Origin of the sequence: Streptomyces lucensis JCM 4490 (genome assembly GCF_014650035.1) — a bacterium.
GTDB lineage: Bacteria > Actinomycetota > Actinomycetes > Streptomycetales > Streptomycetaceae > Streptomyces > Streptomyces lucensis.
The window spans coordinates 61962-81558 of record NZ_BMUE01000014.1 but is presented as its reverse complement, the minus strand read 5'-3'; the positions used below and the strand labels follow the sequence as shown (position 1 = coordinate 81558).

Sequence of the window (19597 nt, the reverse complement as noted above, 5' to 3'; positions counted from 1 at the left end):
CCGCCCGAGGCCGCGCCTCTCAGGGGCGTGCGGCCGCCGTCCGGTCCAGGGCCTCCCGTGCGGCGGCCAGTGCCTCGGCGCGGTCCCCGGGGATCAGGCCGATGCGGGTGCGCCGGTCAAGGAGGTCCGACTCGTCCAGGGCGCCCTCGTGCCGGACGGCCCACACGAGTTCCGCCCGGGTGACCGGGTGGCCCGGGACGACGGGCCGGGCGAGGGCGGGGTCCTGGACGACGAGGGCGTGCACCGCGGCGGCCTCGGTGCCGTAGCGACGGACCAGGCGGCGCGGTGCCGGCAGGGCGCGCAGGTGCTCGGGTGCGGCGGCGCCTACGAGGGGCAGCGCCGCGGTGGGGGAGGGGGCGGCGCGCAGGCCACGGGCCGCGGTCGCGGCGTCGACGGCGTCCTGGGCCATCCGACGGTAGGTGGTGAGCTTGCCGCCGACCACCGTGGTGACACCGTCGGGCGAGGTCAGCACCGCGTGCCGGCGGGAGATGTCGGAGGTGCGGGCCGGTGCCCCCTCGACGCCGGCGTGCCCGGAGGTGTCGAGCAGCGGGCGCAGTCCCGCGAAGGCGCCGACGACCTCGTCGCGGGCCACCGGCACGTCCAGGACCGCGCCGAGCACGTCCAGCAGGAAGCCGATGTCGGTCTCGGGCACGTCCGGAACGTCGGGTACCGGGCCCTCGACGGGCTCGTCGGTGAGACCGACGTAGACCCGGCCGTCCCCCTGGGGCAGGACCAGGACGAAACGGTTGGTCTCCCCGGGGATCGGGACGTGCAGGCCGGCGGGCAGGGCGCCGAGCCGCTCCGAGCGCAGGACCAGGTGCGTGCCGCGGGAGGGCCGTATCCGGATGCCGTCGACCAGGCCGTCCGCCCACACCCCGGTGGCGTTGATCACCGCACGGGCCCTGATCTCGCCCTCCTCGCCGGTGAGTTCGTCCCGGACCCGGGCGCCCGTGCCGGTCAGTTCCAGCGCCCGCACCCGGGTCAGCACCCTGGCGCCCCGCGCGGCGGCCGTCCTGGCCAGGGCGGTCACCAGGGCGACGTCGTCGGTGACCTTGCCGTCCCAGGACAGCAGCCCGCCGCGCAGCCCGGCCCCGCGCACCGCCGGCGCGAGATGGCGCGCCTCCGTCGCCGACAGCCGGCGCGGGGCGGGCAGGACCCGGCGCGGGGTCCGGGCCGCCAGCCGCAGCACGTCCCCGGCCCGGAACCCGGTCCACGCGAGCGAGGCCTGCGCCCTGGAGACCAGCGGCGTCAGCGGCAGCACGAACGGCTGCGCCGCCACGAGGTGCGGCGCGGTGCGGGTCATCAGCACTCCGCGTTCGACCGCGCTCTCGTGCGCCACGTCGAACTGGGCGGAGGCCAGATAGCGCAGTCCGCCGTGGATGAGCTTCGAGCTCCAGCGGGAGGTGCCGAAGGCCAGGTCGTGCGCGTCCACCGCGACGACGTCCAGCCCGCGTGCCGCGGCGTCCAGGGCGGCTCCGGCACCCGTCGCGCCGAGCCCGACGACCAGGACGTCGGCCACGCGGCCGTCGGCGGCCTCGGCCAGTTCCCGGGTGCGGCGGGATGCGCCGAGGGACGAGCCGGGTGCGGCCTCGATGTGGCTCATGGCGTCAGGGTCCTCTCCAGAAGGGTCCGCAACTCACCGAGGAGGGCGGCGGAGCCGAGCTCCGGGTCGTCCTCGTCGGTCATCGTGCGCAGGGACAGGCTGAAGGACTGCACGGTCAGCAGCAGGGCGCGGGCCTGCCGCTCGGTGTGGCCTGGGCGTACGGAGCCGTCCGCGTGCCCCTCGCGCAGGGCGTCGGCCAGCAGCGCCAGCAGCGCCTCCTGGCTCGCCCCGCGCCGGTCGAGCACATAGGGGAGCAGCAGCTCCGGGTCGACGTCCACGATCTTGCGGAAGAGCGGGTGCGCCCGGAACGCCTCGACCCCGTCCACCAGCCCGTCCACCATCCGGTCGCGGGTGCTGGTGCCGGGCGCGGGCTCGGGTATGGCGCGCGTCGCCACGTCGATCCACTCACGGGTCATCAGATCGCCCACCAGGGTCCGCAGGTCCGGCCAGCGCCGGTAGAGCGTCATCCGGGAGACACCGGCGCGGCGGGCCACGTCGGCGAGGGTGGTGCGGCGTACCCCGACGGCCAGTACGCAGTCGCGCACCGCGTCGAGCACATGATCGCTGTCCGAACCGTTGTGACGAATAGGCGTCATGTGTCACAGTGTAACGCGCCGAGGCCCGGGCGGAAGCAGCAGACCGTCGCCGCCCCCGGGGCACGGCCGCGGAGCCGCCGCGCGAACCGACCACACCGACCTGTGAGGACGACCGTTCAATGGACATGCTGTGGAACGGCTGGGGCGACCCGGCCAAGGCGGCACCGCTGCCCGGCACGGTGACGGCACTCCTGCGCGACCTGCTCGGAGTCAAGCCGCGCACCACCGCCGCGCTGACCCTCGACGGCATCAGCCCGCCCGCCGTCACGGTCGCCCCCGCCGCGCTCGAGGCGCTCGCCGAAGCCGTCGGCGGCGAGGAGCACGTCCGCACGGACGCGGAGAGCCGGGTCCGTCACACCCGCGGCAAGTCCACCCCCGACCTGCTGCGCATCCGCGCCGGCGACCTGTCCGACGTGCCGCAGGCCGTGGTGCTGCCCGCCTCCCACGAGGAGGTCCTCGCCGTGCTGCGCGTCTGCGCCGCGCACCGCCTGCCCGTCGTGCCCTTCGGCGGCGGCACGTCGGTGGTGGGCGGGCTCGCTCCCCAGCGCAGCGCGTTCGTCGCCCTGGACCTGCGCCGCATGAACGGCCTGCTCGACCTCGACCCCGTCTCGCGCACCGCCGTGCTCCAGCCCGGTCTGCGCGCCCCAGAGGCCGAGGCGCTGCTCGCCGGACACGGCTTCACCCTCGGCCACTTCCCGCAGTCCTTCGAGTGGGCCACCATCGGTGGGTTCGCCGCCGCCCGCTCCAGCGGACAGGCCTCCGCCGGGTACGGCCGCTTCGACGAGATGGTGCTCGGCCTGACCCTCGCCACTCCCGAAGGCACCGTCGAGACCGGCCGCGCCCCCCGCTCGGCCGCCGGACCCGACCTGCGCCAGCTGATCCTCGGTTCGGAGGGCGCCTTCGGCGTCATCACCTCCGTCACCGTACGGATCCGCCCGCTGCCGCAGGTCCGCGTCTACGAGGGCTGGCGGTTCGCCTCCTTCGAGGAGGGAGCCGCGGCACTGCGCCGGCTCGCCCAGGACGGCCCCCGGCCGACCGTGCTCCGTCTGTCCGACGAGACCGAGACGCTCATCGGCCTCGCCCAGCCCGACGCGATCGGCGGCGATCCGGCCCGCACCGACGCCGGATGCCTGGCGATCACCGGTTACGAGGGCACGGCCGAGGACACCGCGCGGCGCCGCGAGCAGGCGGCGGCCGTCCTGACGGCCTGCGGCGGTACCCCGGTGGGAGCCGAACCGGGCGAACGCTGGGCCCACGGCCGCTACTCCGCGCCCTACCTGCGCGACGCCCTGCTCGACGTCGGCGCCTTCGCCGAGACGCTGGAGACGGCGGCCTTCTGGTCCCGCGTTCCCGAGCTGTACTCGGCCGTGCGCACCGCGCTCACCGAGACCCTCACCCAGGCAGGCACCCCGCCGCTGGTGATGTGCCACATCTCCCACGTGTACGAGAACGGCGCCTCCCTGTACTTCACCGTCGTCAGCGCCCAGGGCGAGGACCCGGTGGCCCACTGGGCCCCCGCCAAGCACGCCGCCAGCGAAGCCGTCCTGGCCGCCGGCGGTACCATCTCCCACCACCACGGCGTCGGCACCGACCACCGCGACTGGTACGTCCGAGAGGCCGGCCCGCTCGGCGTCTCGGCCCTTCGCGCCGTCAAACGCCGCCTGGACCCGGACGGCCTGCTCAACCCCGGCGTCCTGCTGCCCACCGACTGATACCGCCCCGTCCACCGAGCCCGACCCCATCGACCCGCCTGCCTCGAAAGGCACACCCGATGCGACAGTTCACCGCCGTCGTCAACCCCACCGCGGGGGGCCCCACCGGGGCGGCGAGCCTGCTCCACCTGGCCCGTCTGCTGCGCGAGGCGGGGGCGGAGCTGGAGACCGAGTACAGCCACAGCCTCGCCCACGCCCAGGACATCGCCCGCCGCGCCGGTGAGCGCGGCCGGATCGTCCTCGCCGTCGGCGGAGACGGGATCGCCGGCGGCATAGGCGGCGCACTCAGCGGCACCGGCACGGTCCTCGGACTCGTACCGGCCGGACGCGGCAACGACTTCGCCCGCGCCCTGGACCTGCCCGCCGACCCCGCCGCGCTCGCCCGGATCCTGCTGCACGCCGAGCCCAGAGCGGTGGACACCGTCGAGGTGGAGTCCGCCGTCCACCAGCGGACCGTGGTCCTGGGCAGCGTCTACGCCGGGGTCGACGCGCTCGCCAACAGGCACGCCAACAACGCCCGGCTGCTGCGTGGCTCGGCCTCCTACTACGCGGGCGGCCTGCGCGCCGTCACCACCTGGCGGCCGGCCGGGTACCGGGTCACGGTCGACGGGACGGAGCACACCCATCGCGGCTACACCGTCGTGGCCGCCAACTCCCCCTACTACGGCTCCGGCCGGCTCATCGCCCCCGGCGCGCGGGTCGACGACGGACTGCTCGACGTGGTGCTGATCCGCGAGGCGCCACGCCGGCTCTTCTTCACCCTGATGAACGAGCTGAAGTCCGGCGTCCACGTCCACCGCCCCGAAGTGCTGGTGCTGCGCGGCAGGGAGATGCGCATCGAGGCCGACCGGCCCGTCCCCTACGGCGCCGACGGCGAGGTGGACGCCACCCTGCCGGTGACGGTACGGGTCCGGCCCAGAGACCTGCCGGTGCTGTACTGACCACGGCTCACGACTCGGCGTCCTTCCCCCGGTTCACCCGCCGGACGCCGCCGCCCGTGTACCGCGGAAGTCGTACGCCGCACGGACGTACCGCGGCCGGTGGAGCCGGGCGTCAACTCCCGGTTTGGCGACGCGCGGCACCGGACGCCGTAGCTTGTACGGCGTGCCGGGAGGCACCCGACAACCAGGGGGAAGAACCATGCGATCGAACATGCTCACCAGGACGCTCGTGGCCGCCACCACGGTCACGGCCCTCGCCGCGGGCGGCATCGCCGCCGCGGGCACCAGCTTCGCGGCACCCGCGGCCGCCCACCCGTCGGTGTCCGGCGCGGCCGTCACCCCGCAGGCGGTCGACAACCTCGGCCTGAGCGCGGCCCAGGCGAAGAAGGTCCAGCGCTGGCTGAAGACCTACTGGCACTACACCGGCTCCATCGACGGCAAGCTCGGCCCGAACAGCTGGAAGGCGTTCCAGCGCTGCCTCAAGAAGTACTGGCACTACACGGGCCCGATCGACGGCGTCGCCGGCAAGGGCACGATCAAGGCCCTCCAGCGCCTGCTGAAGAGCGGCTACGGCTACCGCGGCGCCGTCGACGGCATCGCCGGCTCCGGCACCAAGGCCGCCTTCAAGCGCTTCGCCGACGCCCACTGACCACCTCCGGTCACGCTGACCGGCGGCACCCCCACCCCCGGTCCGGACGGGGGCGGGGGCGCACATCGGTCGCGCCGGCGCGTGTCCCCAGGCCGGACCGGGCCCGCGGCCGTCAGGGATGGATCTTCTTGCCCTCGGCGAGCATCGCGACGTACTTCTCGACCCGGGCCGCCCGCGTCTTTGCCGTCCGGGCGTCCGCGATCCGGTGGAGGACCGCGAAGCGGTTACGGCTGTCCAGGGTGGCGAAGAAGTCCCGCGCCGCCGGCACCGCGTCGAGGGCCGCCCGGAGGTCGTCGGGTACCGTCGCTCTGCTCTGCGCCGGGTACGCCGCCTCCCAGCGGCCGTCCGCCCTGGCCTGCTCCACCTCGCGCAGACCGGCGGGCCGCATCCGGCCCCGCTCGATCAGCTCGGTGGCCTTGTGCCGGTTCACCTGCGACCACCTGCTGCCCCGCCGCCGCGGGGTGAAGCGCTGCAGCCAGTGCCGCTCGTCGAGCTTGCGCTTCTGCCCGTCGATCCAGCCGTAGCACAGCGCCGACTCCAGGGCCTGGGCGTAACCTACGCCTTCAAGTCCTGAGCCACTGCGGGGAATCCTCAGCCAGACGCCCGTGACGCCCTCGTGGTGCTCCTCCAGCCACTTCTCCCACGCGTCCTGCGTGGCGAAGGAGAGGACCGGATCCGCGGCGTTCTGTGCTCCCTCAGGCATGACCCTCATCCAAACCGGCACCCGCGCCCCGGTCAACAACCTCGGGCGGGCCGCGGCAAGCCCCGGACCGCCTCCGGCCGCCCTGCACGCGCCCCACGGGCCGGCCCGGGGCGCGGGACACGCCGGCCGGGAGGCCGGCGCGCCCCGCGCCCGGTCATGCGGCGTAGCCGCCGTCCACGGAGAACTCCGCGCCCGTCACATACCGCGCCCCGGGTCCCGCGAGATAGGCCACCGTGGACGCCACCTCCCCGGCCGTGCCGAAGCGGCCCAGCGCGGTCATGGCGGCCTGTCCCGCCGCGTGCGGACCGTCGGCGGGGTTCATGTCCGTGTCGATCGGGCCCGGATGCACGACGTTCGCCGTGATCCCGCGCCCGCCCAGTTCCCGGGCCAGGGCCCGGGTCAGTCCGGTCACGGCCGACTTGCTCATCGCGTACAGCGTGGCGCCGGGACCCGGCACGCGCAGCGTGACACAGCTGCCGACGGTGATGATCCGGCCGCCGGACGCCATGACCGCCGCGGCGGCTCGGGAGGCCAGGAACACTCCGCGCACGTTCACGGCCAGGACACGGTCGACGTCGGTCAGGGCCATGTCCTCCAGCGGCCCCATGAGCCCGACGGCCGCGTTGTTCACCAGGACGTCCAGCCCGCCGAACACCCCGGCGGCGCGCTCCACCGCGTCCACCGCCTCCCCGGCGTCCGCGGAGTCCGCGCGCAGGGCCACCGCCCGCCGCCCGAGGGCCTCCACGGCCCGCACGACCCCCTCCGCCGCCTCCTTGCCGTTCACGTAGGTCACGGCCACGTCCGCGCCCTCCCGCGCGAGCCGCAGCGCCGTCGCCGCGCCGATGCCCCGGCTGCCTCCGGTGACCAGGGCCGTCCTGCCGTTCAAAGTCGCTTGTGAAGTCATGTCCTCATTCCACCGGCCGCCCACGCGGAGCGCTGGCGGCGAACGGACACCGGGTTCGCCGCGCCACCGGGCCGGGGCGCCCGCGCGTGGCTCACCGGCCGACGCGGTCGGCTATGGCCCGCGCGCACGCCAGGGACTCGGTGTGTGCCGTGTCCACCTCAAGGTCGTAGACGACCCCTTCGTGGACCGCGTCCGCCTGCGACGCGGCCATGCCCGGGGTCCGGTCTCCTCGCGCGATCTCACGCGCCGCGGCGACCGCGGCGTCGCACCTGACACCGACCCACAGGACGTCCAGCCCGTCCACCGCCTCGCGCCACCGCTGCTGGGACGCCGCCCCGCCGAGGAAGACGTCGTCGACGATGACCCGGGCGCCCGCGCGAGCCATCGCCGCCATACCCGCCATCCAGGCGGCCTCCAGCGCGCGGAAGTCCGCTCCGACGCTCACCCCGCCGTCGTCCGTGAACCGGATACCGCCGTCCGCGGCCCGCATCCGCACGGGCAGCGCGTCGATGAGCGAGTCGATCCCGAACGCCGGCCAGGGGCCGGGCAGTACGGCCTGCAGACAGCGCGCGATCCCGGACTTCCCCGAGCTGGACCCGCCGTTGAGGATGATCATTCGATGCTTCACGCCGCCACGGTAGGCGGACACGCCGCGCCAGGACGACGGTGCGGGCCGGCCGGCGGGGCGCATGGTGTGCTCGCGTGAGCCCTGGACGCGCCCCCGGCGGTGCGTGAAGACTGCGCTTCCGGCGGGGTGGTGGCCGGCGCGCCGTGCGTCCGCCGCCCGACTCCCCGAGGAAGGCAGGTCGGCTGCTGTGCTGTTGCGTCTGCCCACATCGGTGTCCGAAGCGCGGGAGTACCTGGCCGAAGGAGCCGTGCCGATCGGCGGGGCGAGCCTCCTGTGGGCCACCTGGCAGCGCGACGGCTTCCCGCAGGCGGCCGTGTCGCTGCGCGAGGTGCCGGAGGCCAACGTCATCGGGCCGCGGACCCTGGGGGCCGCCGTGGTCCTGACCCGGATCGACGACCGGGTGCCGGACGTACTGCGCCTGGCGGCCGGTTCCGTGGGAACCGGCGCCGTGCGGCGGACGGCGACGGTCGGCGGCAACCTGGTCGGCAGCACACTGCGCTGCCTGCTGCCGGCGGCGCTGGTACTGGACGCCCGGGCGGCGGTGCTGGAACCCGGCGGCGTGCGCGAGACCGACCTGGCCGAACTGGTGGCCAAGCGACCGGTACTGCTCAGCCTCGGCTGGAGCGCGCCGGTCGCCTCCGCGTACCGGAAGCTGCCGGCCGAGGCGGGTGGGCCGCCGCCGCTCGTCGTCGCCTCGGCGCTGCACGGCGGCGACGGCCGGGGCGACCGCCTCCTGGTCGCCGTGCGGGACGGCTACGACGTGCTCAGCGCCGGCACCACCGTCGCCACCGGCGCCGGACAGGTGCTCGACGCGCTGCGGGAGACGGCGCTCGGCGATCTGCCGGCCGCCGCGTGGGAGGTCGTCACCCCGCAGGTCACCGGTCTGCTGGAGGAACGCGGCGCCGGGGATTGACCGGAACCTACCCCGATGGACGGGTCGTGCGTAGACTCCAACGCCAAGCGTGATCATCGCGGGTCGGAGGACGCGGCATGGGTGCACCTGGGACTCCTCGGCGTGAAGTGGTCACCGGGGCCACCGGGACCTCCCGTCAGGGCCACGGTCCCTCCGGCACCGCCCGGACCCCCCGCCGGGGTCACGGCCCCCGCGGCACCGCCCGGATCCGGGCGCACGAGGATCCCGCCGCCGACCCCGCCGCCGTCAGATCGCTGATGAGCCGTCAGCTCCGGCTGGCCGCCATGACGTCCGGGCTGCTGGTCGCCCTGATCGGCCCGCTGCCCCTCGCCTTCAGGGCGCTGCCCGACGCGGCCACCCGGCCCGGCGGCGCCCTGGTCGTCTGGGCCGTCCTCGGCGTGGCCGCCTACCCCGCCCTCCTGCTCATCGGCCGGTGGTACGTCGTACACGCCGAACGCAACGAACGGGACGCCGGAGACCCCACCGGAAGGGCCTGACGGTGACCGACGTCCAGCCGCGCCGTGCTCACGCCCCCGGGACCGCCGGGTGAACCAGACGTACGGCACCGCCGCCGTCCTGGCGGCGGTCCTAGCGACCCTGGTGATCGGGTCCGCCGGACTGCGCATCTCCCGCACCACGTCGGACTTCTACGTCGCCTCCCGCACGGTGCCGCCGTACCTCAACGCCATGGCCGTCAGCGGCGAGTACCTCTCGGCGGCCTCCTTCCTCGGCATCGCCGGCCTCGTCGCCGCCCAGGGCGTCGACATGCTGTGGTTCCCCGTCGGATACACCGCCGGCTACCTGGTGCTGCTGGCGTTCGTCGCCGCCCCGCTGCGCCGCTCCGGCGCCTACACCCTGCCCGACTTCGCCGAGTCACGGCTGGAGTCCACGGCCGCACGCCGCGTGGCGAGCGTGCTCGTCGTCGGCATCGGCTGGCTCTACCTCCTTCCCCAGCTGCAGGGCGCGGGCCTCACCCTCGGCCTCGTCACCGGCGCACCGCGCCGGCTGGGCGGAGTGCTCGTCGCCGTCGTCGTCGCCCTGGCCGTGGCCGCCGGCGGGATGCGCAGCATCACCTTCGTCCAGGCGTTCCAGTACTGCCTGAAGCTGACCGCCCTCCTCGTGCCCGCGGTCTTCCTGGTCGTCGCCTGGCACGGCGACCCGGGGCCCGGCGCCGCCCTGGAGGAACCGCCGGCCTTCCGCCGCCACACCCAGGTCACCGTCGACAGCACCGTCCGCATCAGGCTCCACGAGCCGTTGCGGGCCGTCGCGGCCGGCGCCGTGGACGGCAAGCGCTACGACAACGCCGCCCTGCTGCTCGACCCCGGAGTGCACGAGGTGCGGGCCGGTACGAGGCTGCGCTTCCCGCCCGGCGCCGCGGTGCCCGAGCGGGACGGCGGCAGCGGCCCGCGGACCGGCGCCTCCAGCTGGGCCACCCCCCTGTCGGGCGGCAGGGACGACCATCCGCTGTACACGACGTACGGGCTGATCTTCGCCACCTTCCTGGGCACCATGGGACTGCCCCACGTGCTGGTCCGCTTCTACACCAATCCGGACGGCCGCGCCGCCCGCCGCACCACGGTCGTCGTCCTGGCCCTCGTCGGCGGCTTCTACCTGCTGCCGCCCCTCTACGGCGTCCTCGGCCGCATCTACGCCCCCGACCTGCTGCTCACCGGCAACACGGACGCCGCCGTCCTCGTCCTGTGCGAACGCCTCGTCGGCGGTGTGGCGGGCGACCTCCTCGGCGCCCTGATCGCCGCCGGCGCCTGCGCCGCCTTCCTGTCCACCGCCTCCGGACTCACCCTGTCCGTCGCGGGCGTGCTTAGCCAGGACGTCCTGCCCTCACTCGGCGTCCGGCACTTCCGGCTGGCGACGCTCCTGGCGATCGCGGTCCCCGCCACGGCGAGCGTGGCCGTCAGCGGGCTGCCCGTCGCCGACGCCGTGGGACTCGCCTTCGCCGTGGCGGCCTCGTCCTTCTGCCCGCTGCTGGTGCTCGGCATCTGGTGGCGCGGCCTCACCGCGCCCGGCGCCATCGCGGGCCTGCTCACCGGCGGGGGCAGCGCCCTGACCGCCGTCGGCCTGACCATCGCCGGGCCGCCGGCCGACGGCTGGACGCACACCCTGCTGGCCTGGCCGGCCGTGTGGTCGGTGCCGCTCGGCTTCCTCACGATGGTGCTGGTCTCGGTGGCCACCCGGGACCGGGTACCGGCCGGCACCGAGGCGGCCATGGCCCGCCTCCACCTGCCCGAACGCCCGGCGGGAGCGACCTCATGACACCACCCCGCCCACCCGCCGCCCGGACCCGCGCGTGACCGGCCTCGCCCTCGTCGCCGGCGGCGCGCTGCTGTTCGCCGCGGGACTCGCCGCGGGACACCTCCTCGCCCGCCGGTCCGTTGGGGACACCACGGGCCTCGGCACACCCGTGGAGCGCGCCACCTTCCGTACCCTGCACACGGCCTCGCTGGCCGCACCCCCGCTGCGCGCCGGGCTCACCGCGGACGCGGCCCGCAAGGCGGTACGCCGGCTCCGTCCGCTGTTCGGCACGGCCGCGCTCGCCCTCGCCGACGAGGACACGCTGCTGGCCTGGGAAGGCCCGGGCCGGCACCACGAGCACACCGCCCTGGACCGGGTGCGCCAGGTGCTGGCCACCGGCCGCGGCCGGACGTTCCCCGTCGACTGCCGGGAACCGGACTGCCCCGTGCGCCGGGGGACCGTCGCGCCGCTGACCGTCGACGGGCGCGTGCTCGGCGCACTCGTCGTGCTCGGCGCGGGGGAGTCGGCAGCCGTCGTCCGGGCCACCGAGGAGGTGGCACGCTGGGTCTCCGTACAGCTGGAACTCGCCGACCTCGACCGGACCCGAACGGGACTGGCCGATGCCGAGATCCGCGCGCTGCGCGCCCAGATCTCCCCGCACTTCGTCTACAACTCCCTGGCGGCCATCGCCTCGTTCGTCCGCACCGACCCCGAGCGTGCCCGGGAACTCCTGCTGGAGTTCGCCGACTTCACCCGGTACTCGTTCCGCCGCCACGGGGAGTTCACCACCTTGACGGAGGAGCTGCGCTCCATCGAGCAGTTCCTGGAGCTGGTGCGCGCCCGGTTCGGGCAGCGCCTGCGGGTGACCCTGCAGATCGCACCGGAAGTGCTGCCCGTGGCGGTGCCGTTCCTGTGCCTGCAGCCCCTGGTGGAGAACGCGGTCAAGCACGGTCTGGAGGAGAGCGTAGAACGCAGCCGCGTCACGATCGCCGCCCTGGACGAGGGGGCGACGGTCCGCATCGTGATCGAGGACAACGGGGTCGGCATGGAACCGGACCGGCTCCGGCGCATCCTGCGCGGCGACGGCGGACCCACGGCGGGCATCGGCCTGCGCAACGTGGACGAACGGCTGCGGCAGGTGTACGGGGACGAGCACGGACTCGTCATCGAGACCGGCGTCGGAGCGGGGACGAAGATCACGGTGCGGATCCCCAAGTACCGGGCGTGACAGGGGTGGGGGAGCCGGCGGAGATCGTCCACGCCGTATTCTTCTGCGTCGGCGACGGCGCCGTCTTCGTGACCGGACACGGGCCCCCACCTCAGGGGCGGGTCCCTCGACGCACAGCAGTACGGGGAGAGTTATGGCAACGCGGTTCGACCAGGGCCCCTGGGCCACAGCGGGCGTCCAGACCGTTCAGCCCGGAGTGCACCGCGTGCCACTGCCGCTTCCGAACGACGGTCTGCACGCCGTCAACGTCTACCTGCTGGAGGGTCTGGCCGACGACGGCGGCCTGGTCATGATCGACGGCGGCTGGGCCGTCCCCGAGGCGCGCAAGGCCCTGGAGGAGGCGCTGACCGCCATCGGCCGGGACCTCGGGGACATCAGCCACATCCTGGTCACCCACATCCACCGCGACCACTACACCCAGGCGGTGGAACTGCGCCGGCTGCTCGGCGCCCGCGTCTACCTCGGCGCCGGCGAACGCCCGGGCCTGGAACTGCTCAACGAGCTGCGCGGCGGGCTGTCCACCGCACTGAGGACCCTGCGGCAGGCCGGAGCCGGCGAACTGGCCGACCGCGTCCGGGCGGCCTACCCCGACAGCTACGACCCCGCCGACTGGGAGGCGCCGGACCGCTGGCTGGACGCGGAGACCCTGCGCTTCGGGGGCGGTGAACTCAAGGTCGTCCCGACTCCCGGTCACACCAGGGGCCATGTGGTCTTCCTCGACGAACGGCGCGGGCTGCTGTTCTCCGGCGACCACGTCCTGCCGCGCATCACACCGTCCATCGGGTTCGAGCCGGCCGCACCCGGTGGCCGGCCGCTGGCCGCCTACCTGGACTCGCTGCGGCTCATGACCCGCCATGCCGACGCCCGCCTGCTGCCCGCGCACGGACCCGTCGCCGACAGCACGCACACCCGGGTCGCCGAACTGCTCGCCCACCACGACGACCGTCTCCACCGGACCCTCGCCGCGCTCGGGGACGGCACCCACGACGCCTTCACGGTCGCCCGCCGGCTCCCCTGGACCCGCAGGGAGAGGCGGCTGGACGACCTCGACGCCCTCAACCAGATGCTGGCGGTCAACGAGACGGTCGCCCACCTGGACGTGCTCGTCCTGCGCGGCGACGCGGCGGTGACCCGCGCGGACGGCGTCGACCGTTACACGCGCACGCGGTGACCGGCCGGACGCGGAGCACCGGCGGCCGGTTCCCCGCGCTCCGGCCCGGTCGCTCACTCCGCGGGGGGCCGGGCCTCCCGCGCGGATTCCGCGGTGGCGGTAACGGTGTAGAAGACGGAGGTGCCCTGCTTGGTGCGCTGGGCGCCGTTCCTGGCGACGAGGCTCTCCAGAGCGGTGCGCACGACCTTGGTCTGGAAGGCCCGTTCGGGGTGTGCCTTGCCGAGCGCCTCGGCGACCTCCGCGGCGGAGCGGGGTTCGCTCTGCTGTGCCAGGTGATCGCGGACCAGTTCGACGAGGGTGGGCTGCGCCGCCCCGGCAGCCGCCTTCGCGGCCGCGGGCCCGGCCGTTCGCTTCGCGGACCGCTTCCTCGCCCTGGGCCGCGCACCGGGCTCCGCCTTCCCCGTCCGGTGCTTGCCGGGCTCGGCGGTGGGCTTCTTCCGCGGAGCGGGGACCACCGGGCTGTCGGGCGCGACGGCCGTGCCCTTGGAAGCTGTGACGCCGAGTGCCTGCTGCATGCTCACCAGGATGGTGTGGTCCTTCTGCAGCGTGGCCAACTGCTCCTGCAGCGCCGTGATCTCCGCTGTGATGCGTTCCTGTTCCTTCAGGTTCTGTTCGAGGTCGCCGGCCACCTGGTTGACGTAGTGGGACGTCAACTCGGTGACGGGTGTGGTGTTCTCAGGCATCTGTCCTCCGGTGACAACCGCGATGTGTCCCGGATGATACGGGCCGGTAGGCCTGTTTCCACTTGGTTCGGCCATGTTCACACGTGCATTCACCCGCCGGGGCGCCGGTGCGCGAGATGTCCGGCTGCCCGGCTGCCCGGCGCCGCTATGCGGTGGGTGTGGTGATGCGGGTGACGGCCCGGCGGGTCAGCGCCCGGTCGGGCGGGGAGTCGTCCAGGGCCCGGTGCAGGGTCAGTCCCTCGATGAGGGCGTCGAGTTGGCGGGCGGTGTCCGCGTCGAAGTGCTGCTCGAGGAGACGGCGGCTGCGGCGCATCCACTGTGCGGTCAGCCGGCGGTACTCCGGGTGCCGGGCGGCGAGGGTGTACAGCTCCTGGGCGAGCACGAGGTCCCGTCGTGGCCCTTCGGACAGCGCGTGCACGAGGCCGGTGACGGCTTCACGTGCCTCCTCGGGCCCGCTCGCCCCGCCGAGGTGGTGCTCGAAGACGGCCACGATGTGGTCGGCGAAGCGCGTGAAGGCCTGGCGCAGCAGGTCGTCGATGCCGGTGAAGTGGTAGGTCATCGAGCCCAGGGGCACCTGGGCGCGCGTGGCGATCTTGCGGTGGGAGACGCCGGCGACGCCCTCGTCGCTGACCAGGTCGAGGGTGGCGGCGAGGATCCGCTCGCGCCGCTGCGGATCGGTGTGTCCGGTGGCCATGTCCGGTGGCGTGCCTAGAGGGTGCGCACGGGGCGGGCGGGATTGCCGACGGCGACGACACCGGCCGGGACGTCCTTGGTGACCACCGAGCCCGCGCCGATGACGGAGTTGTCGCCGATGCTCACTCCGGGGCAGACGATGACCCCGCCGCCGAGCCAGACGTTGTCGCCGATGGTGATGGGGAGCGCGGCTTCCAGTTTGTCGCGGCGGGGCTCCGGTTCCACGGGGTGGGTGGGCGTGAGGAGCTGGACGTTCGGACCGATCTGGCAGTCCTCGCCGATGGTGATCCGGGCGACGTCCAGCGCGGTCAGGTTGTAGTTGACGAAGGTGCGGGCGCCGATGGAGATGTTGCTGCCGTAGTCGACGTACAACGGCGGCCGTACGTCGACGTCCTCGCCCACCTCGGCGAGGAGTTCGGCCAGCATCGGCCTCGCTTTCCGGGCGTCCTCGACGTAGGCGGCGCGGTAGCCGGCGGCGAGCCGCATGGCACGCTGCTGCCGCCGGGCGATCTCCGGGTCGTCGGCGATGTACAGGTCACCCGCGAGCATGCGCTCCAGATTGGTGCGCGGGTCGCCGGCGAAGTGGTCCGTGGCCATGTGTACGATCGTACACTGCGGGGTGTACGAACGTACGCTCCAGCTGGGGCGGCGGCGCCCCGGGTCACGGCGCGGCGCGGTCCGGGTTGTGCGCGCGCACCGCGGCCGCGAGGGCGGCGTCGTGGTCCCGGTCACGGGCTCCGAGACCCGCGACGACGCCCTCGACGTTCCGCCGCGGCTGGTTCTGGCTCAGCTTGAACTTCGCCTCGACGCGGCTGATGAGGACCTCGACACCCACGACGGCACGCAGCCGCCCCTCGACGTACTTGGCGGGGGCCTCGTCGACGGACCAGGGCTCGGCGTTCCCGGACTCGTGCCGGTCGGTCAGGCGGCGCATCTGCGCCTCGACCCAGGCCGGGTCGTCGTGCACGACCAGCTGCCCGTAGACATGCGCGACGACATAGTTCCACGTCGGCACCACCCGGTGGTTCTCCGCCTTCGTCGCGTACCAGGAGGGCGTGATGTAGGCCTCGGGGCCGCGGACGATCACCATGGCCTCGCCCTGTGCCGGCTCGCGCCAGTGGTCGTTGGCGCGGGCCATGTGCCCGAGCAGGGAACCGAGTTCGCCGCTGTCCGGGTCGTACTCGAAGGGCAGCAGGGTGGCGAGCAGGCCGCGCGGGGTCGCGGTGACCAGGTCGGCGGCGCCGTGGTTCGCCAGCAGGTCGAGCACGGCGGCCTCTTCGGGCGCGAAGTGCTTGGGGACGTACACAGGGGCGGGCCTTTCCGGGTGATCGGGGTACGGGTCTCGGGGCGCCGGTGGCGCGGCGCCGGTCCTACAGGGGGTTCTCGCGCAGCCAGGCGAGGACTTCCGCGGCGTGCTCGTCCGGCGGGAAGACCGGATAGAAGGCGTGCTCGATCGCGCCGTCGCGCAGGACGAGCGTCATCCGCTTGAACAGCCTCGCCCCCGCGGCCTCGAACGTCGGCAGACCGAGGGTGTCGGCAAGGGTGAGGGCGGGGTCGGAGAGCATGTCGAAGGGCAGCCCCAGCCGTTCCACGACCTCGTTCTGGTATTCGGTGTCCTGACTGGAGAGTCCGTGGACGCGGCCGGCGCCGGCCTCGAGGAGATCCTGGAAGTGGTCGCGGAACCCGCATGTCTCGGGGGTGCAGCCGCGGGCTCCCGGGATGGAGTTCCAGCCCTCGGGCAGATCCGTGCCGGGGCGGCCGGTGAGGGGATAGACGTAGATCACCGTGCGGCGGGCACCGAGTGCGTCCAGGCGGACGCCCTTGCCGGCCGTGCTGGGCAGGGTGATCCTCGGTGCCTTCGTGCCGGGCAGATGGGCCGTGGCGCCGTCGTCCTCGGGTGCGGGCAGGTCCGCGGGCAGGGTCAGGTAGTCCTCGTCCGTCCCGGCCGGTGCGACGGTGCTGCCCCGGTGGGCGGCGGCACGCAGGTTGGTGATCAGTGTCGAGCGGCGGGCGGTCAGGGCCTCGATGCGCTCGGTGAGCTCGTCGATGACCTCCCGGTAGCCGGCGAGCGAGGCGGGACAGTCGTCGATGTGCGCACGGCCGGCCGCCAGGCACTCCAGGAAGGGCCGGGTGCGCTCGACCGGAATGCCCATCCGGTGCAGGGCCTTGATCTCCCGCACGAGGCGTACGTCGTCCTCGGTGTAGTCCCGGTAGCCGTTGCCGAGACGCCGCGGGGTGATCAACCCCAGCGATTCGTAGTACCGCACTGCCTTGGTCGTCACGCCGGAGCGGCGTGCGAGCTCCCCGATCATCATGCCGCTCACCTCGGCTCTCAAGCTAAACCCTGCCCTTGGGGGAAAGGTCAAGCGGGCGGAGGTCAAGCGGGGGGAGGCGCGGCGAAAGGGCACACCGGTCCCGGGCTGGGGGCCGGAGTGCGGGCCGGCGGGGTGATGCCGGTCGCGCCCAACAAGCGCCTGGATCCATGGGGTTGGGGCATGGTCACTACGATGTGAGAGCAAGACAACCATGCGGCCGGACCGTTGCGCGCGTGCCGGCCGAGGTCGCCGATGCCGGGGTCCGTCTCCCCGGGCTGCGGTGATCTTCCTGCCCAGGAGGACCTCCCGCATGTTCCGACGAATAGGCAACACCGTCGTCCGACATCCCGTCTGGACGATCGTGGCATGGCTGATCGCCGCGGTGGCGATCGTGGCCACCGCTCCGAGTCTGCCCTCGAACAGCGACGAGAGCAGTTTCCTGCCGAGGAGTTACGAGTCCATCAAGGCCGCGGACCTCCAGGAGAGGGCGTTCCCCAGCGCCTTCACCCCGTCCGCGATCGCGCTGTACCAGCGCACCGACGGCGCCGCGCTGACCGCCGCCGACAGGCGTGACGTCGCCCGCATCACCTCCGAGCTGGGCGAGAAGCACATCGACCAGGTGCAGAAGGTCGTCCACGGCCGGCCGTCGAAGGACGGCAGGTACGACCTGACGCTCGTCCAGATGGACCGCCGGAGCGCGGGCCAGCCCGAGCAGGCGGACGCCGCCGAGGAACTGCGCAAGGACGTCAAGGAGCTGGCCGAGGGCACGCACCTCGACGTCAGGCTCGGCGGTTCCGCGGCCCAGGCGCTCGACCAGGAGGACTCCTCCGAGCGCGGCCAGACGCTGATCGGCGTCGGCACCTTCGTGATCATCCTGGTGACGCTGCTGATCATCTTCCGCGCGCCGATCCTGGCCGTACTGCCCCTGGTACTGATCGGCCTGGTGTCCGCCGTCGCCAACGGACTGATCGCCTATGCCACGAAACTGTTCGACCTGCAGGCCAACAGCTCCATCTCGTCGATCCTGATCGTCGTGCTGTTCGGCGTGGGCACGGACTACTTCCTCTTCCTGATGTTCCGGTACCGGGAACGCCTGCGCGCCGGCGACGAACCCAAGCAGGCCATGGTCAACGCGGTCGACCGGGTCGGCGAGGCCATCGCCTCGGCCGCCGGGGCGGTCGTCATCGCCTTCCTCGCGCTGATCCTGTCCACGCTGGGCTTCCTCAAGCAGATGGGCCCGGCGCTGGCCATCGCGGTGGCCGCCACCCTGGTCGCGGGACTCACCCTGATCCCGGCCGTGGTCTCGCTCATCGGACCCAAGGTGTTCTGGCCCTCCAAGTCCTGGCAGCGGGAGCCGGAGAACGCCCGCTTCGCCGCTCTCGGCCGGGGCGTGCGGCGCCGTCCCGCGCTGACCGCCGCGGTCTCCGGCATCGTGCTGGTCGTGCTGTCGCTCGGCACCCTCGGCTTCAACGCGACGTTCGACCTGGCCTCCGGCTCGATGCCGAAGACCAAGGAGTCCATGGTCGTGCAGGACGAGATGCGGAAGGCGTACTCCGCCGGCGCCGCCGCCCCCACCGACGTCTACCTGTCCAGCACCGACGGCAAGCCGCTGGACAAGGCGTCCTTCGACGCCTACGCGAAGAAACTGGGCGCCGTCGAGGGCGTCGCGAACAGCCGTATGACGCAGGTCGCCAAGGACGGCACCACCGCGGACTTCACCGTCACGCTGACCCACGAGGCGTCGACCGACCAGGCGATCGAGGCGGTGGGCAGGGTGCGCGACGTCGCCCACGCCGACGCCCCCGACGGCACCGAGGCCCTCGTCGGCGGCATGTCGTCGATCTACAAGGACATCGACACCGCGGTGAACCACGACTACCGCACGGTGTTCCCCGTGGCGGCCGTCCTGATCATGGTCATCCTGGGGCTGCTCCTGCGCAGCGTGGTCGCCCCCTGGTACCTGATCGCCTCGGTGGGCCTCGGCTTCGGCGCCACCCTCGGGGCCACCGTGTGGATCTTCCAGGAGGGGCAGGGCCACTCGGGCCTGATGTTCATGCTCCCCGTGATCATGTATCTCTTCGTGGTCGCCATCGGCACGGACTACAACATCCTCATGATCGCCCGGCTGCGTGAGGAGGCCCGAGAGGGGCGTGAGCCGCGCGAGGCGGCCGGCATGGCGCTCCGGCACGCCGGGCCGACCGTCGCCGCAGCGGGCTTCATCCTGGCGGCGACCTTCGCCACGATGATGCTCGCGGGCAACGCGCTGCTCACGGAGATGGGCTTCGCCGTCTCCTTCGGCATCGCGATCGCCGCGTTCGTCATGGCGATGTTCTTCACCCCGAGCCTCACCGCGCTGATCGGCCACGCGGCGTGGTGGCCGGGCCACGGGGACCGGGCGGTGACGACGCCGGGAGCGGGCACCGGAAGCGACGGGCCCGCGACCGCCTCCGGCGGCGACGGCCGGGACACGGTGGCCGGGAGCCACGAGGAGCGCCGCGGCTAGCACTTCGCGCGAGGAGGGCTCCTGCCGGGTCCGTCGGTCCTGTCGGGTCTGCCACGTCTGTCAGGCCTGCCGGGTCTGCCGGGTCTATCGGGCCTGTCGGGCCTG

At 73.7% G+C, this 19597-nt stretch carries 19 protein-coding genes; 9 read left to right on the top strand and 10 right to left on the bottom strand.

The genetic code is table 11. The annotated features are described in order from the left end of the window. Positions 1 to 19 precede the first annotated feature (19 nt). Together IE177_RS27055 and IE177_RS27050 are read right to left on the bottom strand one after the other, a co-directional pair. Positions 20 to 1603, bottom strand: a complete 1584-nt coding sequence (locus tag IE177_RS27055; protein WP_190018058.1) for a glycerol-3-phosphate dehydrogenase/oxidase — start codon at positions 1601 to 1603, stop codon at positions 20 to 22. Next, the gene (locus tag IE177_RS27050; RefSeq protein ID WP_190018057.1) at positions 1600 to 2199 is read right to left on the bottom strand and encodes a TetR/AcrR family transcriptional regulator; all 600 of its coding nucleotides are present in this window, start codon (positions 2197 to 2199) and stop codon (positions 1600 to 1602) included. The genes IE177_RS27055 and IE177_RS27050 overlap by 4 nt, the downstream gene beginning before the upstream one ends. A 119-nt stretch (positions 2200 to 2318) precedes the next feature. Between IE177_RS27050 and IE177_RS27045 the strand changes: the two genes are divergently transcribed. The 3 genes from IE177_RS27045 to IE177_RS27035 all read left to right on the top strand — a co-directional run bounded on the left by IE177_RS27045 (position 2319) and on the right by IE177_RS27035 (position 5501). Further along, positions 2319 to 3911, top strand: a complete 1593-nt coding sequence (locus tag IE177_RS27045) for an FAD-binding oxidoreductase (RefSeq protein WP_190018056.1) — start codon at positions 2319 to 2321, stop codon at positions 3909 to 3911. A gap of 59 nt (positions 3912 to 3970) precedes the next feature. Next, positions 3971 to 4852, top strand: a complete 882-nt coding sequence (locus IE177_RS27040) for a diacylglycerol kinase family protein (protein ID WP_190018055.1) — start codon at positions 3971 to 3973, stop codon at positions 4850 to 4852. Between the two features lie 199 nt (positions 4853 to 5051). Continuing rightward, the gene (locus IE177_RS27035; protein WP_190018054.1) at positions 5052 to 5501 is read left to right on the top strand and encodes a peptidoglycan-binding domain-containing protein; all 450 of its coding nucleotides are present in this window, start codon (positions 5052 to 5054) and stop codon (positions 5499 to 5501) included. A gap of 112 nt (positions 5502 to 5613) precedes the next feature. On the opposite strand, the gene IE177_RS27030 is transcribed toward IE177_RS27035, so the two are convergent. From IE177_RS27030 to cpt, 3 genes are all read right to left on the bottom strand, one after another. Further along, complete coding sequence (locus tag IE177_RS27030; RefSeq protein ID WP_229816288.1) at positions 5614 to 6204, bottom strand: YdeI/OmpD-associated family protein; 591 nt, start codon at positions 6202 to 6204, stop codon at positions 5614 to 5616. Positions 6205 to 6358: 154 nt separating this feature from the next. Then, positions 6359 to 7108, bottom strand: coding sequence for an SDR family oxidoreductase (locus IE177_RS27025; protein WP_190018052.1), 750 nt, complete (start codon positions 7106 to 7108; stop codon positions 6359 to 6361). 91 nt (positions 7109 to 7199) lie between these two features. Then, on the bottom strand, positions 7200 to 7724 hold the full coding sequence (gene cpt, locus IE177_RS27020; RefSeq protein ID WP_190018160.1) for a chloramphenicol phosphotransferase CPT: 525 nt from the start codon (positions 7722 to 7724) through the stop codon (positions 7200 to 7202). Positions 7725 to 7923: 199 nt separating this feature from the next. Here cpt and IE177_RS27015 point away from each other — a divergent pair, with 199 nt between their 5' ends. From IE177_RS27015 to IE177_RS26995, 5 genes are all read left to right on the top strand, one after another. Next, complete coding sequence (locus IE177_RS27015; protein ID WP_190018051.1) at positions 7924 to 8649, top strand: FAD binding domain-containing protein; 726 nt, start codon at positions 7924 to 7926, stop codon at positions 8647 to 8649. Between the two features lie 77 nt (positions 8650 to 8726). Next, positions 8727 to 9146, top strand: coding sequence for a hypothetical protein (locus tag IE177_RS27010; RefSeq protein WP_190018050.1), 420 nt, complete (start codon positions 8727 to 8729; stop codon positions 9144 to 9146). Positions 9147 to 9195: 49 nt separating this feature from the next. Next, positions 9196 to 10920 carry a sodium/solute symporter gene (locus IE177_RS27005; RefSeq protein WP_190018049.1) on the top strand — a complete coding sequence of 575 codons (1725 nt, stop codon included), beginning with the start codon at positions 9196 to 9198 and terminating at the stop codon, positions 10918 to 10920. A 34-nt stretch (positions 10921 to 10954) separates the two neighbouring features. After that, positions 10955 to 12127, top strand: coding sequence for a histidine kinase (locus IE177_RS27000; RefSeq protein ID WP_190018048.1), 1173 nt, complete (start codon positions 10955 to 10957; stop codon positions 12125 to 12127). A 133-nt stretch (positions 12128 to 12260) separates the two neighbouring features. Further along, a complete protein-coding gene (locus IE177_RS26995; RefSeq protein WP_190018047.1) occupies positions 12261 to 13298 on the top strand; it encodes an MBL fold metallo-hydrolase in 1038 nt (345 codons plus the stop codon). Between the two features lie 53 nt (positions 13299 to 13351). On the opposite strand, the gene IE177_RS26990 is transcribed toward IE177_RS26995, so the two are convergent. The 5 genes from IE177_RS26990 to IE177_RS26970 form a co-directional block, all read right to left on the bottom strand. Beyond that, complete coding sequence (locus IE177_RS26990; protein ID WP_190018046.1) at positions 13352 to 13981, bottom strand: hypothetical protein; 630 nt, start codon at positions 13979 to 13981, stop codon at positions 13352 to 13354. 145 nt (positions 13982 to 14126) lie between these two features. Beyond that, positions 14127 to 14675: a TetR/AcrR family transcriptional regulator gene (locus IE177_RS26985; RefSeq protein ID WP_190018045.1), complete on the bottom strand. Its 549-nt coding sequence runs from the start codon at positions 14673 to 14675 to the stop codon at positions 14127 to 14129. 14 nt (positions 14676 to 14689) lie between these two features. Beyond that, positions 14690 to 15271: a sugar O-acetyltransferase gene (locus tag IE177_RS26980; protein WP_190018044.1), complete on the bottom strand. Its 582-nt coding sequence runs from the start codon at positions 15269 to 15271 to the stop codon at positions 14690 to 14692. Between the two features lie 64 nt (positions 15272 to 15335). Beyond that, positions 15336 to 15980: an FMN-binding negative transcriptional regulator gene (locus IE177_RS26975; protein ID WP_190018043.1), complete on the bottom strand. Its 645-nt coding sequence runs from the start codon at positions 15978 to 15980 to the stop codon at positions 15336 to 15338. Between the two features lie 64 nt (positions 15981 to 16044). Beyond that, complete coding sequence (locus IE177_RS26970) at positions 16045 to 16989, bottom strand: MerR family transcriptional regulator (RefSeq protein WP_190018042.1); 945 nt, start codon at positions 16987 to 16989, stop codon at positions 16045 to 16047. Positions 16990 to 17299: 310 nt separating this feature from the next. On the opposite strand from IE177_RS26970, the gene IE177_RS26965 reads away from it, so the two are divergent. After that, entirely contained in the window at positions 17300 to 19492 is a 2193-nt protein-coding gene (locus IE177_RS26965) for an MMPL family transporter (RefSeq protein WP_190018041.1), read from the top strand. The last annotated feature ends 105 nt before the right edge of the window (positions 19493 to 19597 follow it).